The 15,342-nt window shown below is 73.3% G+C and carries 11 protein-coding genes and 1 tRNA gene; 4 read left to right on the forward strand and 8 right to left on the reverse strand.

Going from position 1 to position 15,342, the window contains the following annotated elements:
• Positions 1-9: 9 nt before the first annotated feature.
• A complete protein-coding gene (locus tag EDF55_RS05125; RefSeq protein ID WP_123653778.1) occupies positions 10-1,320 on the reverse strand; it encodes a glycosyltransferase family 2 protein in 1,311 nt (436 codons plus the stop codon).
• 158 nt (positions 1,321-1,478) lie between these two features.
• Here EDF55_RS05125 and EDF55_RS18700 point away from each other — a divergent pair, with 158 nt between their 5' ends.
• The 4 genes from EDF55_RS18700 (at position 1,479) to EDF55_RS05140 (ending at position 5,448) form a co-directional block, all read left to right on the forward strand.
• Positions 1,479-1,652, forward strand: a complete 174-nt coding sequence (locus EDF55_RS18700) for a hypothetical protein (RefSeq protein ID WP_165931526.1) — start codon at positions 1,479-1,481, stop codon at positions 1,650-1,652.
• Positions 1,653-1,755: 103 nt separating this feature from the next.
• Positions 1,756-2,676 (forward strand): beta-1,6-N-acetylglucosaminyltransferase, encoded by a 921-nt coding sequence (locus tag EDF55_RS05130; RefSeq protein WP_185017134.1) that lies wholly within the window; start codon positions 1,756-1,758, stop codon positions 2,674-2,676.
• Positions 2,673-4,217, forward strand: a complete 1,545-nt coding sequence (locus EDF55_RS05135) for an oligosaccharide flippase family protein (RefSeq protein WP_123653780.1) — start codon at positions 2,673-2,675, stop codon at positions 4,215-4,217. The genes EDF55_RS05130 and EDF55_RS05135 overlap by 4 nt, the downstream gene beginning before the upstream one ends.
• Positions 4,218-4,221: 4 nt before the next feature.
• Positions 4,222-5,448, forward strand: a complete 1,227-nt coding sequence (locus EDF55_RS05140) for a glycosyltransferase family 4 protein (protein WP_185017136.1) — start codon at positions 4,222-4,224, stop codon at positions 5,446-5,448.
• 154 nt (positions 5,449-5,602) lie between these two features.
• Here the strand turns inward: EDF55_RS05140 and EDF55_RS05145 are convergent, their stop codons facing one another.
• From EDF55_RS05145 to gltX, 7 genes are all read right to left on the reverse strand, one after another.
• Complete coding sequence (locus tag EDF55_RS05145; RefSeq protein ID WP_123653782.1) at positions 5,603-6,532, reverse strand: glycoside hydrolase family 16 protein; 930 nt, start codon at positions 6,530-6,532, stop codon at positions 5,603-5,605.
• 27 nt (positions 6,533-6,559) lie between these two features.
• Positions 6,560-10,177 carry a glycosyltransferase gene (locus tag EDF55_RS05150; protein WP_123653783.1) on the reverse strand — a complete coding sequence of 1,206 codons (3,618 nt, stop codon included), beginning with the start codon at positions 10,175-10,177 and terminating at the stop codon, positions 6,560-6,562.
• On the reverse strand, positions 10,174-11,142 hold the full coding sequence (locus EDF55_RS05155; protein ID WP_123653784.1) for a glycosyltransferase family 2 protein: 969 nt from the start codon (positions 11,140-11,142) through the stop codon (positions 10,174-10,176). The genes EDF55_RS05150 and EDF55_RS05155 overlap by 4 nt, the downstream gene beginning before the upstream one ends.
• Positions 11,139-11,963: a glycosyltransferase family 2 protein gene (locus EDF55_RS05160; protein WP_123653785.1), complete on the reverse strand. Its 825-nt coding sequence runs from the start codon at positions 11,961-11,963 to the stop codon at positions 11,139-11,141. Before EDF55_RS05160 ends, EDF55_RS05155 begins: the two co-directional genes overlap by 4 nt.
• Positions 11,964-12,604: 641 nt before the next feature.
• A tRNA-Gln gene (locus EDF55_RS05165) sits at positions 12,605-12,676 on the reverse strand.
• Between the two features lie 45 nt (positions 12,677-12,721).
• Positions 12,722-13,678 carry an NAD(P)/FAD-dependent oxidoreductase gene (locus EDF55_RS05170; RefSeq protein WP_123653786.1) on the reverse strand — a complete coding sequence of 319 codons (957 nt, stop codon included), beginning with the start codon at positions 13,676-13,678 and terminating at the stop codon, positions 12,722-12,724.
• Positions 13,679-13,686: 8 nt separating this feature from the next.
• Positions 13,687-15,174 carry a glutamate--tRNA ligase gene (gene gltX / locus EDF55_RS05175; protein WP_123653787.1) on the reverse strand — a complete coding sequence of 496 codons (1,488 nt, stop codon included), beginning with the start codon at positions 15,172-15,174 and terminating at the stop codon, positions 13,687-13,689.
• Positions 15,175-15,342: the final 168 nt, after the last annotated feature.

Raw genomic sequence — 15,342 nt, forward strand, 5'->3', positions numbered from 1 at the left:
CGGCGCGGCCTACGCGCGCGAGCGCAAGCGCCCGAGCACGTAGCGCCACGGGCCGCCGAGCGCGGCGACGAGCTCGACGCGCTTGAGCCCGGCCGTCGCGGCGCGGAACTCGTCGTCGACCGGCCACGTCGCAGCGGCGGAGACGGCAGCGGACACCTGGTCCGCCCCCGAGCCCTGCCCGAGCGCCCCGAGCTGCCGGAGCGCGCCGGCCGCCCGGCGGAACACGGCCAGTGCGGTGCGCGGACGCGTCATCAGCTTCGCGACCCACGCCCCGAGCCCCGTGCCGTAGCCGAGCGCCTGGGAGCGCAGCGCCTCCCGGTCCGAGCGGTGCTTGTGCCACACGAAGGCGGAGGGCTCCACGGCGAGCGCCCCACCGGAGAGCAGCACACGGGTGAACAGGTCCGGGTCCTCCCCCGCGCGGGACGGGGTGCCCGGGCCGAGCGCGACGTCGAACCCGCCGAGCGCGAGTGCGGCCGAGCGCCGGAGCGACATGTTCGCGCCGGTGCCGAACGCGCCGACCGAGAACGGGAAGAGCGGCAGGTCCGCCGGGGGTGCCGCGGTGCGGAACACCCGGCGGTCGAGGTTCCGCGCCCAGGTCACGCGCTCGTCGAAGTACCGCTGGGTCGGGGAGCGCAGCTCACCGCTCGGGACGAGCCCGGTCACGCAGACCACGTCCGCGTCGCGGGCGTACGCCTCGGCGAGCGCGGCGAGCCAGTGACGGTCGACGACGACGTCGTCGTCGACGAACGCGACCACGGCCCCGGACGCGAGGGCGAGACCGGCGTTCCGTGCGCGGGAGACGCCGGGTCGGGCCTCCAGGGCGTAGTGCAGGCGGTCGTCGCGGAACGACGCGACCACGTCGCGGGTGGCGGTGGTGGTCGGGGCGTTGTCGACGACGAACACCTCGAAGTCGTCGTACGCGGAGGCGAGCACCGAGGCGACGCAGCGGCGCACGTCCTCGGGGCGGTCGCGGGTGCCGATGACGACCGACATGCGGCCGGTCGCGTCGCCCTGCGGGGCGGCCGGGAGGCTCGTGGCACGGAGGCCGCGGAGGGCGGGTTCCAGCTCAGCCGGGTCCACGTCCCCACCCGCGTCGACGGCGACGTCGACGAACCCGGCGACCTCGCGTCCGTCGCGGACGAGCAGGCGGGCGCGCCGGAAGCCCTCGGCGCCGGCGAGGGCGACGGCGGACGCGGCGAGCGCCTCCTGCCGGTCGACGGCGCCGACCCACGCCGCGCCGGCCCAGGTGGGCACGTCGGGCGACGGCATCGCGGGGGCGATCGTGAGCACGCGGGACGCGGTGGCCTGGTGGTCGGTCATGCTCCGATGCTCCGGGGCGCTCCGCACGGGCGCAACGGCGGGTCACGCCGGTTGCGGCGACCCCCGTTCCTCTTGCGGTTTGCCGCCACCGACCAGGCCGTTGCCCGTAAGATCGCAGGGACGATCCGGCGGCAGCACGCCGGGCACGAGGAGGACGAATGCCGCTGGGCCCCAGGACCGAGCTCGGTGCCGTCCTCCCGTCCGAGGAGACCGTCGTCGTGGTGGACGCCGCGACCTGTGTCTGCGGTCACGTGCAGGACGCGCACGAGCACTACCGGCCGGGCAGCGACTGCGCCCTCTGCGACTGCCGGAAGTTCCGCAAGAAGCGCTGATCAGGGGGCGCTTCCCAGGGTGGGTGCGGGAAACCGCCGCGAACCCGCAGAGGGGGTCGGATCGCCTTGTCCGCCCCGGAACGGCGCGGTTAGCGTCGCTTCCATGGCCATCTCCCCCGCCGCTCCCGCGTGCATCGTCCTCGCCCACGAGGACCCCCAGCACGTGCGCCGGCTCGTCGAGGCGCTCGACCCGTTCCCGGTGTTCCTGCACTGCGACGCGCGCACCCCGGAGTCGGTCTTCCGCGCGATGACCGACGGCCTGCCCGCTCGCGTCCGCGTGCTCCCCCGCATCCGCACCGGATGGGCGAAGTGGGAGAACGTCGAGGCCGAGGTGTCCGGGTACCGGGCCGCCCTCGCCGAGACGGACGCCTCGCACGTGGCGGTCCTGACCGGCAGTGACTACCCGCTCGCGAACGCCGCCGAGATCTCCGGCCTGCTCGGGGCGCACCGCGAGGACTCCTTCGTGGCCGTGCACGAGCTGCCGTGGGCCGAGTGGGGGCGCGACGGCGGGATGGGCCGGATGCGCTTCCGGCACTGGGCGTGGCGGAAGCACATGCTGCGGCTCCCGATCCCGCGCCGGGTCCCCCGTGACGTGGTGTTCGCCGGTGGGTCGCAGATGAAGGTCCTCGCGCGGCACCACGCGGCCGCGGTCGTCGACGTCGTGGACACCCGTCCGGACCTCGTCCGGTTCTGGCAGCGCTCCTGGATCGCGGACGAGACCTTCGTGCCGTCGGTGCTGAGCACCCCGGGGCTGACCCCGGGCTTCGCCGACGAGCACGTGCCCCACGCGCTGTGGTTCATCGGGTGGGACGGCACGGCGATGAAGAGCCCGCCGTGGCTGAGGACGCCGGACGCCGGGCAGCTGCTCGAGCGTCGGACGACCTCGGACGTGGAGCTGCCGCACGTGTTCGCGCGGAAGTTCTCCACGGACCGGAGCTCGGACCTGCTCGACATCGTCGACGGGGCCTTCGGACTGCGCGAGGGTGCACGGGCGACGGCGGCAGCGGCGGTGGTCGCACCGTGACGCTCCCGCCCCAGACCCGGCGCGAGGCGCGGGCAGCACGCGAAGCCGCCGCCGGGCTCGACGCACCGGTCGTCGACCAGTCCGTCTCGGAGGCTCCTGTCGCTCCGGTGCCCGAGTCCCTCGACACCGGGGCCGTTGCGGTCCGCAAGGGCTCCTCCGTCCTGTTCGGCCGCGGCCTGCTCTACGTCGTCGTCTGGTCGATGCAGCTCGTCGTCTCGTCGCTGATCTCCCCGGTCCTCGCGCACCTGATGCCGCCGTCGGAGTTCGGCGTGCTGGCGTCGGCGATCGCGCTCTACCAGGCGCTCGTCGTCCTCGCGGTCGTCGGCATCGACCAGGCGACGGTGCTGCAGCGCGCGGAGGACGGTGACGACCGGAAGGCCAGGGGCCTGATCGCGGTCGGCATGGTCACCGCCAGCATCGTGACCGTCCTCGCCCTCACGACGATCCCGGTGTGGGGCGACGCCGCCGGCTTCATCGGCAACCACCCGCTCCTCCTCGTCGCGGTGCTCTGGACCGGGCCGGCGGCGATCGTGCAGATCTCGCTCGCACTCCTCGTCGCGCAGGACCGCATCAAGGTGTTCGCGCTGACGAGCCTGCTGTCCTCGATCGGCGGGTCGATCATCGGCCTCGGGCTCCTCACGCTCGTGCACGCCGACGCCGTCACCTACGCCTGGGGCGGTGTCGTCGCGCAGGTCGTGGCGATGGTCATCGGCATCGCGGCGACCCGGCCCCGGCTGTCCGGGCTCGTCGACACGAAGACCATGGCGCGGGCGTTCAAGCTCGGCATCCCGATCACGCTCGGCAACCTGTCCTACTTCGTGCTGAACGTCGGCGACCGGCTCGTCGTGCAGCGGCTGCTCGGCCCGGACGAGGTCGCCCGCTACCAGATCGCCTACGTCGTCGGCTCGGCGGTCATCCTGCTGCTGACGTTCACGAACTCCGCCTGGGCGCCGCACTTCGCCGCGCTCCGTGACGCCGTCGCCCGCCGGCAGCTCGCGATGCACTCCCGCGACGAGCTGTACCGGATGCTCGCGCCCGTGCTCCTCGCGGTGACGCTCGTCTCCCCCGTCGCGCTGCCGATCCTCGCGCCGGCGTCGTACCGCGTCCACGAGCTCACCGTCGTGGTGTTCATCGTCGCGATCACGGCGTTCCCGGTCGTCGCCAGCGGCGCCACCGGCCGGCTGCTCCTGGTCGAGCGCCGCGGTGTCGCCGTCGGTGTGATCGCCGCGATCGCCGGTGCCGTGAACATCGGCGCGAACCTGGTGTTCGTCCCGCTGCTCGGCATCGCCGGCGCCGCCGTGGCCACCGTGATCGCGTACCTCGTGCTCGCAGCGCTGCAGCAGATGGCGCTGCCGGACCGCCGCGAGTGGCGCGGCCCGGGGCTCCGGATCATCCTGACCGTCACCGCCACACTGCTCGTGGCGACCGCGTCGGTCTTCGTCCCGCAGGACGCCCTCTGGAACTGGATCCGCATCGCCGGCGTCCTGGCGTGCCTGCCCTGGTTCTTCCGTCGGCTCCGTGCCGCACGAGGGAGTGTGTGAGTCCGTGTCACCGAACAGCACGACGGCGACGAAGCCGGACCCCGTCGACGGTCGACGTCTGCGCATCGGCGTGGTGACGAACGGCCTCGCGATCACCGGGGGCGTCGAACGGTGCGTCCTCGAGGACACCCGTGAGCTCGTCGCCGCCGGCCACGACGTCACCCTCTGGCACCGTCCGGAGGAACCCGGCCGAGCCGAGGACGGTCAGGCGCCGTTCGAGCGCATGGGCATCCGGCTCGTCGACGCCACCGACTACCGCTTCGGCGTCCGGACGGCGCTCCGCGACGGCCTCCGGTTCGCGCGCGAGGGGCTGCGCATCCGCCGCTCCCGGCTCGACGTCCTCTGGCTGAACCGGCCGGAGTTCCTGCCGTTCGGCCGGGTCGCGTCGATCGTGTCCGGCGTCCCGCTCGCGGTGCACCTGCACCACGCGCCGAACTACCGCCGCCTCGCACCGATCGCGGGCGGCCGCACCCGGTACTTCGCCGTCTCGCACGCGATGGCGCGTGCCTGGGCGGCCGTCGGCGTGCCGGTCGACCGGATCACCATCGTCCCGAACGGGGTCGACACGACGGCGTTCCCGCCGCCGACGCCGGCCGAGGTCCGCAGCACCCGCGCGACGCTCGGCATCGACGACGCCACCCCGACGGTGCTCTACTACGGTCGGCTCACGCGGGCGAAGGGCGTGCTGGCCCTCCTGGAGGCCTGGGGGCGCGTCCTGACGACCGCTGCGGCCCGGCTGCCGGTCACCGTGCCCCCCGTGGCCGGTTCCGCACGTCGGTCGCCGCTCCTGGTGCTCGCCGGGGCGCTGCCGCCCGAGGACGCCGACGACGTCCGACGCGCGATCGCTGCGCTCCCCGACGGTTCGGTCCTGGTGCTGCCCGAGCGGGACGACGTCGTGCCGCTCCTGCACGCGGCGGACATCGTCGTCGCCCCGTCCATCGAACCGGAGGGCTTCGGCCGCGTCGTCGTCGAGGCGATGTCCGCGGGGCGACCCGTCGTCGCGGCGGCGTCCGGCGGCACCGGGGAGATCCTCTCCGGGGAGTGGGCGCGGTTCACGGTCGACCCGACCGACACCGAGGCGCTGGCACGCAAGGTCCTCGACACGCTCGACGAGGCCGTGCTCGACCCGTCGCTCGGCGACCGGTGCCGTGCCTGGGTGCGGGACCGCTACGGGCGTGGCCCGCACGTCCGGTCGCTGCTGCGTGCCCTGGGCTCGCTCGCCGACCGCTGACCGGCCCCGTGCGGGCCGGTCCGGCGCGCCGGGCGGGTCCGCTTCGTGGCAGGGCCGGCGTACGGGGCGCTCCCCGAGCCTCCCGTCCGGGTGCGACGTGACCGTCTGCCAGCCGGACCGTGACCCGTCTGCCAGCCGGACCGTGACCCGTCTGCTAGCCGGACGTGGTGGGGACGTCGATCGTGATCCAGTCGACCAGGAGTGAGCCCTCGGCGTCCGCCGGCGGCGCGCCGTCGTTCGAACCGGCCTGCACGACGAGGTGCATGCGGGCGGTGGGGATGTCCTCCGTGGTCGTGCCGATGAGCGCGCCGTCGATCCGGAACGACATCCGCGACGCGGTCCACTCGATCGTGTACGTGTGCCAGTGCTCGAGCGACGCCGCGGTCTCCTGGTGGACGCACTTCTCGGCGGGGTCCGCGAGGCAGTGCACGTTGAGCCACGCCGGCGCACCGAGGGCACCCTCGGGGAAGTCGACCTCGCCGTCCGACCACTTGTTCGCGTCGCTCCAGAGCAGCACCGCGACCCCGTAGCCGTCCACCGGGTCGCTCTTCATCCGGATGCTGTAGCGGCCGGAGGTCTGGCCACCCCACTGCCCGTCGACCAGGGGGACGATCCCGCCGGCGAGCGGGGTGCCCCCGGCGGTGGTGCGCAGGTGCATGTCGAGCATGCCGTCGTGGGTGCTCAGCACCGAGGACTGGTAGCGCCCGGTCCCCGCGGTGTCCGCGAACCCGTGGTAGACGGAGAACCGGTCGGCGTAGTCCGCCTCGAAGCTGCCGGACGGACTGGTCGTGTCGAAGTCCTCCGAGAAGACCCGGTTCCAGCCGTCGCCGTCACTCGTCGGCATGGACGCTCCGCTCGGGTTCGTGCCGTCGCCCTGCAGCGCGGTCGTGGACGCGACGAGGACCCCGGCGGCGAGCACCAGGGTCCCGACCAGCGCGGCGGTCCGTCGTCCGTGCCACCGCCGGTGGCCGGCGCCGTGTCGTACACCGTGTCGGGGCACGCCGAGCCCGTGCGCCGGGGCGGCACCGTGCGAGGCCGACGCCTCCGCCGCGAGGGGCGGGGCGTCGGCCTGCAGCGGACTCACCGGTGTGCCACCGGAGGGTGCTCCGGCTCACGAGGAGGCATGCCGGAGCCCTGCCGCGGTGAGCTCGTACATCGCCGTCGTGCCGGAGGACCACACCACGTGCCAGTACGGCGACGAGGCCATGGCCTTCGCGAGCTGCTGGTAGTCGGCGTCGCTCTGGTACCCGTAGCGCTCGTCGTACGCGCCGAACGGCTCCGCCACGAGGGCGTAGTACTTCGTCGCGGTCCAGTTGTTCACGAGCTCGCTGGTGATGTCGTCGACGTCGGTCGTCGCGTCGTACGTGCCGGTCGGGTCCGGGTAGGCCCCGAGCGCCTCACGCGAGAGGTAGCCGACGTCGAAGTACCGGGCACCGGTGTTGCTCGGGACGGCGTTGCCCGACCCGGTCAGGAGCAGCACGGAGCCCTTCGGTGCGGTCGCGTCGTAGAGCTGGGTGGCCTCGGACTGGCTGCGGGTCATCACGCGGTTCCAGTCGAGCGAGGTCTGCCCGAACGCCCCGATCGCGACCAGCGCGGCGATCCCGGCGGCGGCGACGGTGTACTTGACGGCCGTCGGGCGCATCACCCGGCCGACGAGTCCACCGACCCAGGCCAGGCGCCCGGCGGGCATCGGCACGGCCGCGGCGAGGATCGCGATCCACGGCGTCGCGAACAGCACGACGCGGAAGATGCCCTCCTGGCCGTAGTTCGTGGCGACGAGGAGCGAGATCGGGCTCGCCGCCGCCGCGAGGAGACCCCAGTGCACGCGGTCCCGGCGGAGGAGCACGGTGATCAGCGCGAGCAGCCCGAGCACGACGAGCGCCGCTGCCGGGATGTCGAACGCCAGCCGGGTGACGAGCGGCTTCGGCAGGACCGTGAGGTCGTGCGTCGGGGGCTGCACGTTGTCGAGCACCTTGCCGACCGCCGCGAGCGAGAGGAAGCGCCCGAGGACGTCCCCGTTCAGCGCGGCGAACACGATCGCCGGGACGAGCACCACGACCGGGAGCCACCACGGGCGGACCAGGCGGAACACGATGAGCGCCACGAGGGCGGCCACGGTCAGGTACGGGGAGATCTGGTGCGTGACCACGAGCACGATGCCGATCGCGGTGATCGCGATGATCCGGGACAGCCCGACCTTCCGGGCCCGCGGCTTGGCGGCAGCGCCGTTCGTGTCGGCCGTGTTCCCGGCGGTGGTGACCGCCTTGCGGAGCGGGCCGGTCGCGAGCACCAGGATGACGATCGACATCAGGATGCCGGTCGACTGCGGCGAGAAGTACGTCGTGTTGAGCGAGCCGGTCGCCGCGGTGAGGAACGCCGCGATCCACGGACGCCGGTTCCCGGGGAGCCAGTGCGACGCGAGGACGCCGACGGCGATCGTCGTGCTGAACGCCAGGAGGACCGGCACCCACGCGGCGATGGTCATCGCGTTCACGATCCCGCCGACGTCGGCGACCCAGGCACCACCGGCGAACAGGCCGGACCAGGTCTGGAAGATGTCCGACGACGGGTTCGTGCCGCCGTTCTGCCGGATGTACTCCAGGACGCCGATGTGCCGAGCGGCCGCCATCACGGTCGGGACGCCGTACGTGATCGCCTGGGCGAGCTGGATGACACCACCGAGCACGACGACCGGCACGGCGAGCCCACGGCCGCGCACGAGCGCCACGACCGCGGCGGCCACGACGATCGCGAGCCCGATCACGAGTCCCGGGCCGAGCGACCCGAAGAGCCCGGCGGGGACCGGGTCGCCGATGTGCGTGAGCGCGGCGACGACCACGACGACGAGGCCGAGGAGCGACCCCGCGGTGACCGTGGCGGTCGTGCTCCAACGAGCCCGCACGGGGCGGTCCCGGCGGACGAGACCCGCACGGCGCAGGTCCGCGACGTCCCGGGGCACCGCGATCGCCACGGCAGCAGCGGTCAGCACGACCACGCCGACGAACGGCACCGCAGGGACCCAGAGGTGGAAGGTCGCCATCGTGTACCCGATGGCGATCGTGCCGGCGAGCGACCCGGTGACCGCGAGCACGGCGAACCGGGCGAGGGGCATCGGGCGGACCAGCAGCAGCGGTGCGACGCCGAGCAGGGCGAAGAGGAAGACCCCGATCGCACTCCCCCGCAGGGCGGGCAGGCCGAGGACGCTGCCGACCGCCGCGAGGACGAGCGACAGGACGACGATGCCCGCGGCGACCAGGCGGGCGGCGGGGCCCATCGCGTCGGACGCCACCGGACGTGCGGCACCGGCCGTCTCGAGCCCGCGCTGGAGCTCGTGACGCCCGTGCGCCGTCCGGTCGATGGTGCCGGCGCCACCGAGGCGCTCACGCGCGGCGAGGAACGGCGCCGTCAGTGCCGAGCGTCGCTCGACGCCACGGAGGCGACGCTTCGTCGCGACGAAGGCCTCGTCGACGGCGTCGAGCGGGTGCGCGTCGCGCTCCCCGTCGACGTCCGTCGCGTGGTCGCCCTGCTCGAGTCCGAGGCGGGCGAAGGCGCTGAGGGCCTCGGGCGCGACGTCGACCGACGCGGTGAACGTCTCCCGGTCGAAGGCGTTCTTGGTCATCCAGGCTCCGAGTCCGTGGCCGTGCGCGGCGGCGGCGGCGCGGAGCGACGCGACGTCGTCGGCCGTTCGCTGCCACGCGATCGCGGCGGGTTCGACGGCGATCGCGGCACCCGCGAACAGCAGTCGTGTGAAGAGGTCGAGGTCGTCGCCGGCACCCACGCGGGTCCCCGGACCGAACGCGGTGTCGAACCCGCCGATCCGGAGCGCGGTGGCGCGGTGCACGGCGAGGTTGGCGCCGGTGCCGTAGGCGGACGCGGCGAAGGGGTGCATCGGGAGGTCGTCCCGGTCGTCGTCGAGGCGGATAACCCGGCGGCGGACCGTGCGGGCGGCCGGGGTGCGGTCGTCGCGCCAGCGCTGCGCCGGCGTACGGAGCTCGACGCTCGGCACGAGTCCGGTCACGCACGCGACGTCGGCGTCCGCGGCGAACGCGGTGCCGATGGCGCGGAGCCACCCGGCGTCCACGACGGCGCCCTCGTCGACGAAGGCGACGACGTCGCCGGTGGCGGCGAGGAGTCCCGCGTTCCGGGCAGCGGCGAGACCGCCGGCCGGTGCCGGGATGGTCCGCACACGGCGGCCCTCGATGACGACCTCGGCGACGTCGGCGACGTCCGCGGCGGGCGCGGCGGGCGCTTCGCCGGCAGCGGTGTCCGTGTCGGCCCCGGCGGCGGCACGTGCGCCACGGGACACCACGACGACGTCGAAGTCGTCGTACGCGACGGCGAGCACCGAGCGCATCGTCTGGTCGGCGGCCCCGTCCGTGCAGAGCACGACGGTGACGGACGGCAGCACCTGGTCTGCTGCCGGCCGGACCGTCGGCGCCGGCATCGGCCGGATCGCGCGCTGGAGGGTGCGGACGTCGATCGTCGCGCCGATGCGCCGGCGCTCCGTGACGTCCGCCTCGACGAACCCGAGGGGCTCGCCGTGGTCACGGACGAGGAGCCGCGCACGGCGGTACCCCTCGGCACCCTCGAGCGCGATGACGTCGCGGTGGCTGGACGCGTGCACGTCCGCACGGTCGACCTCGCCGACCCACAGGGCGCCGTCCCACGTGGGGAACAGCGGACCCGTGACGATCGGCGAGACGACCATCGCCAGGGTGGCGCGGGTCACGGCGCACCCACCGGCTGCGGGGCGGGGACCGGAGCGGGCGCGGAGACGACCACGCCGCCGAACAGCCGACCGACGGCGTACCCGGTGACCGTCGAGGCGACCGAGAGCGCGATGGCGAACGCACGGCGTCCCCCACCACGGCCGATGCCGCCGAGTTCGCGGAGCAGCGCGCCCGGGAGGACCTTCGTCAGGTACGTGGACTCGCTCGCGAGCGAGTCACCGGTGCCCACACGACGGCTCAGGACGGCCTTCGAGATGCCCTCGTAGTAGCTCCGACGACGGACGTACCGCATCTCGACGCGGTCCGGGGAGACCCGGTGCGACACGTTCGAGCGCGGCTCGTAGCGGATCCGGGACGCGGGACGGGCCTGCGCGATCCGGATGCAGAGCTCCGTCTCCTCGCAGCCGAGCGGCTGGTTGCCGACGCGACCGATCCCGGACCGGAACCCGCCGGCACCGAGCAGCACGTCGCGACGGAAGGCCATGCTCGACCCGATCACGTTGCGGACGTCACCGGGGGCCGTCGGCAGTCCGGCGTAGCTGCAGCCGACGATCCAGAGCAGCTCGTCCGGGTACGGTCCCGCGCCGGTGGCGGTCGGCCACGACGGGGTCGCCCGGCCGCCGACACCGACGACGTCGGGCAGCTCGAGCGCTGCGACGAGGTGCTCCAGCCAGTCGTCGTCCGCCGTGGCGTCGTCGTCGAGGAATGCCACGACGTCGGCGTCCGTCAGGGCGACACCGGTGTTCCGTGCGCCGGAGAGGCCGCGGTCCTCGGTGTTCTCCACGACCCGGAGCTCGGGCCAGCGGGCCTTCGCCCGGAGGAAGAGCTCGGGCTCGTGGTCGATCACGACGACGACCTCGGTGGTGTCCGGCTGGCGCTTCGCCGACTCGACGGAGTCCTGCAGGTCTCCCCAGCGCTGCTGCGTGTACGCGCAGATGACGACGGCGACCGTCGGGGTGCTCACGCCGCTTCCTCGTCGAGGGCCGGCACGGCGGTCGGCACGACGCGGGTCGGGACGGGAGCCAGGCGGGCACGGGCCTGCGCGTCGGCGGCGCGACGACGCTCGTGCATGATCGACTTCAGCACCCGGATGCCGTCGGTGATCGCGTTGAGGTTGCTGGTGCCGTGGACGCGGAGCTTCTCGTGGCTCGGGACCTCGGTGATCGCCAGTTCCGCGGCGGACCAGCGGCAGGTCAGGACCGTCTCGATCTCGAACCCGTCGCCCCACAGCATCGAGCCGTCGGTCGGCTGCGGGAGCGTCGAGGAGAGCAGCCCGATCTTCGGCAGGGCGTCGGCCCAGAAGGCGTTGTAGCCGTAGCAGAGGTCGCTGTAGCGCGTCCCGAGGAGCACGTTGCAGATCAGGTTCAGGCCACGGTTGCCGAGGCTGCGGACGATCGTGATGTCGTCGCTGCCACCGCCGAGCGCGTACCGGGTGCCCTTGGCGACGTCCGCGCCGGCGACGAGTGCGTCGACGAAGCGCGGGATCTCGTCCGGGTCCGCGGAGCAGTCGGCGTCGAACATGACGACGACGTCGCCGGTGACGGCCTCGAACCCGCAGGCGAGGGCGTTGCCCTTGCCCTTGCGGGTCTGCTGCACGACCTTGACGGAGGGCATCAGCCGCTGCGCCGTCGCGATGGTGTCGTCGACCGAGTTGCCGTCGACGAGGATCACCTCGTACACGGGCGGGAGCTTCGGGAGGATGATCTCCAGGTTCCTCGCTTCGTTCCGAGCGGGGATGACGACCGAGACGCGCGGGTCTCGGGGCCGGATCGTGCTGGCGGACATGGTGCTCCTGTCGGGTTCAGGGCTGCAAGTGGGTGAGTTCGCCGGAATGGCGAACGGTCGTCCGCAGGGTACGGAGGACGGGACGCGGGTACGTCGGCTTCGCTGCCCGGCGGTGAGGGTGCACCGCCGTTCCCCTCGACAGCGGGGGTACACCGCTTCCTGGGGATTCCCACCCTCGCTGGGCGCGGGTGTGCGGTCAATGCGATGTGCGGTCAGTTGCGGGCCGCCGACCGTGGATACGGAAACCCGCAATCGCGCGTCCGGTGCCCGCGGGACCGGCGCGGGTCGCGTCGCTCGCGGCGTCACCGCGCACCGGCACGGGTCGCGTCCGCCGCGGCGTCACCGCGGACCGGACGGGAGGCTCGTGCCGGCGCCGCCCCGAGCCTCCCGTCCGCCGTGTGGCCGGGCCGACCGCCGGGCGCGAGCCGCACGCCGGCCCGGGCACCGGGCGCCGGGCGCAGGACACCGGGCGTGAGATCGCGTTTCGTGTGGGCTCCCTGGGGCGGAGGCGACGAACAGTGCGATCTCAGCGGGCTCGGCGTGGCGCGCGCGGGCGGAGCGGGCCCGCGCGGCCGGAGCCGGGCGCGCCTGGGCGCACGAAGAAGGCCCCCGGGATCTCCCGGGGGCCTGTCTCACGAGTGCTGGGGTACCTGGACTCGAACCAAGAACGACGGTACCAGAAACCGCTGTGTTGCCAATTACACCATACCCCAAAAGGCCTGCGGGCCTTCCGTCCCCGTTGTCCGGGGCACGGTCATCTACTGTACAGCATCCCGGAGGTCCGCAAGACCACCGACGAGGTCCCGGTGCACCGCGGCGGCGGTCATCGCCCCGTGCCCGGCGGCCACGATGAGCTGCTCGGGCCCCGGCGGCGTGACGTCGCCCACGGCGTAGATCCCGGGGACACTCGTCCGCCCCACGCGGTCGACGACGACGAGCCCCTCGGCGTCGCGCTCGAGCGGTGCTCCCACCCAGCCGAGGTCCACGTGCCACGTCGGCCGGACGAACCCGCCCGTGCGCGGCTCCACGTGCCCGTCCGCGAGGCGGACGCCGGTCATCCCGGTGCGGTCCCCCTCGAGGTCGGCCAGCGGGCGCTCGTCGACGCGGACGCCGGCGGCCGCGAGGCGGGACCGTCCCGACTCGTCGAGCGGAGCGACCCCGTTCGTGTAGACGATGAGGTCGTCCGCCCAGGACGCGACGAGGAGCGCGCGGTCGACGACGTCGGGCGTCTCGCAGACGAAGGCGAGCGGCTCACCGGCCTTCTCGTAGCCGTCGCACTCCACGCAGCTGTGCACCGCCGTGCCGTAGAAGGCGCGGAGCGAGGGCAGGGCGGGGAACTCCTCGCGGAGCCCGGTGGCGATGACCACCGCACGTGCGGTGCCCTCGACCTCGGTCCCCCGCCACGCGCCGTGCACCCGGAAGCCGTCGTCCTCGGGCGTCACCGCGTCGACGAGGGCCTGCGCGACCGTCGCCTCCGGGTACTGCTCGACCTCGGCGCGGCCGAGCTTCCTGAGCTCCAGGGGCGAGATGCCGTCACGGGTGAGGAACCCGTGCGACGCGAGCGTCGCGGCGTTGCGCGGACGGTTCGCATCGAGCAGCAGCACGGTGCGCTTCGCCCGGACCAGGTTCAACGCGGCGCTCAGCCCGGCCGGGCCGGCGCCGACGACCGCGACGTCGTACTGCGCCCCGGCGTGCTCCTGGGTGTCCTTCGTCATCGGGGCGGTCAGCGAGCCGCGAGGCTGCGGAGGCGTGCCAGCGTCGAGTCCTTGCCGAGGATCTCCATCGACTCGAACAGCGGCGGGCTGATGCGGCGACCGGAGACCGCGACGCGGAGCGGACCGAACGCGACCCGGGGCTTCAGGCCGAGACCGTCGATGAGCGCCGCGCGGAGCGCACCCTCGATCGCCTCGGTACGCCAGTCGTCGAGCTGCTCGAGCGCGGCGATGCCGGCGGTGAGGACCTCGGTCGGGTCGCCCTTGAGGCTCGCGAGCGCGTCGTCCTCGACCACCAGGTCGGCGTCCGCGGTGAACAGGGACCCGAGCATCCCGGGGGCTTCGCTGAGGAGCTGCATGCGCTCCTGCACGAGCGGCGCCGCGAGCTCGAGCACGTGCTCCTGCTCGGGGGTCGCCGGGTCGGCGATGAAGTCGGTCAGGTAGGGCTTCAGCCGTCCACGGAAGTCGGCGGGCTCGAGGAGCCGGATGTGGTCCCCGTTGATCGCCTCGGCCTTCTTGTGGTCGAACCGGGCCGGGTTCGGGTTGACGTCCACCACGTCGAAGGCCTGGACCATCTCGTCGATGGAGAACACGTCGCGGTCCGGGCCGATCGACCAGCCGAGGAGCGCCAGGTAGTTGATGAGCCCCTCGGGGATCATGCCGGCGGCGCGGTGGTGGAACAGGTTCGACTCGGGGTCGCGCTTGGAGAGCTTCTTGTTGCCCTCCCCCATCACGAACGGCAGGTGGCCGAACAGCGGGATGAACTCCGTCAGGCCGATCTCGAACAGCGCCTCGTACAGGGCGATCTGCCGCGGAGTGGACGACAGCAGGTCCTCGCCGCGGAGCACGTGGGTGATCCCCATGAGTGCGTCGTCGACCGGGTTCGTGAACGTGTAGAGCGGCTTGCCGTTCGGGCGCACCACGACGAAGTCCGGGAAGGTGCCCTGCTTGAAGGTGATCTCCCCACGGACGAGGTCCTGGAAGCTGAGGTCGCGGCCCGGCACACGGAGGCGGAGCGCGGGCGCGCGACCCTGGTCACGGAAGGCCTGACGCTCGTCCTCGGTCAGGTCGCGCTCGTGGTTGTCGTAGCCCTGCTTCGGGTCACGGCCGGCGGCGATGTTCCGCGCCTCCATCTCCTCGGGCGTGACGAAGGACTCGTACACGTGCCCGGAGGCCTGCAGCTTCGCGACGACGTCCGCGTAGACGCCCGACCGCTCCGACTGCCGGTACGGGCCGTGCGGGCCACCGACCTCGACACCCTCGTCCCAGTCGAGGTTCAGCCAGCGCAGCGCCTCGATGATCTGCGCGTACGACTCCTCGCTGTCCCGAGCGGCGTCGGTGTCCTCGATGCGGAACACGAGCTTGCCGCCGGTGTGCCGGGCGTACGCCCAGTTGAAGAGCGCCGTCCGGACGAGCCCCACGTGGGGCGTGCCCGTCGGGGACGGGCAGAAACGAACACGGACGTCGGAACCGGTGGCGGTGGTGAATGGCGCAGTCATGACGCACCGATCCTACCGTGGCGCCCCGGTGCAGATCGGCCCCGGAACGCAGAAAACCCCTGGCCAGTGGCCAGGGGTTCCCTGTTCTTGCAACGTTGAGTCCGGCGGCGTCCTACTCTCCCACAAGGTCCCCCTTGCAGTACCATCGGCGCTGAGAGGCTTAGCTTC

Source organism: Curtobacterium sp. ZW137 (assembly GCF_003762905.1).
Classification (GTDB): Bacteria; Actinomycetota; Actinomycetes; order Actinomycetales; family Microbacteriaceae; genus Curtobacterium.

Bases quoted from the DNA above. Each gene is read 5' to 3' on its own strand.
- EDF55_RS05160 (WP_123653785.1), bottom strand. From the start codon at position 11,963: ATGTCCGCCAGCACGATCCGGCCCCGAGACCCGCGCGTCTCGGTCGTC.
- EDF55_RS18700 (WP_165931526.1), top strand. From the start codon at position 1,479: ATGCCGCTGGGCCCCAGGACCGAGCTCGGTGCCGTCCTCCCGTCCGAG.
- EDF55_RS05125 (WP_123653778.1), bottom strand. From the start codon at position 1,320: ATGACCGACCACCAGGCCACCGCGTCCCGCGTGCTCACGATCGCCCCC.
- gltX (WP_123653787.1), bottom strand. From the start codon at position 15,174: ATGACTGCGCCATTCACCACCGCCACCGGTTCCGACGTCCGTGTTCGT.
- EDF55_RS05130 (WP_185017134.1), top strand. From the start codon at position 1,756: ATGGCCATCTCCCCCGCCGCTCCCGCGTGCATCGTCCTCGCCCACGAG.
- EDF55_RS05170 (WP_123653786.1), bottom strand. From the start codon at position 13,678: ATGACGAAGGACACCCAGGAGCACGCCGGGGCGCAGTACGACGTCGCG.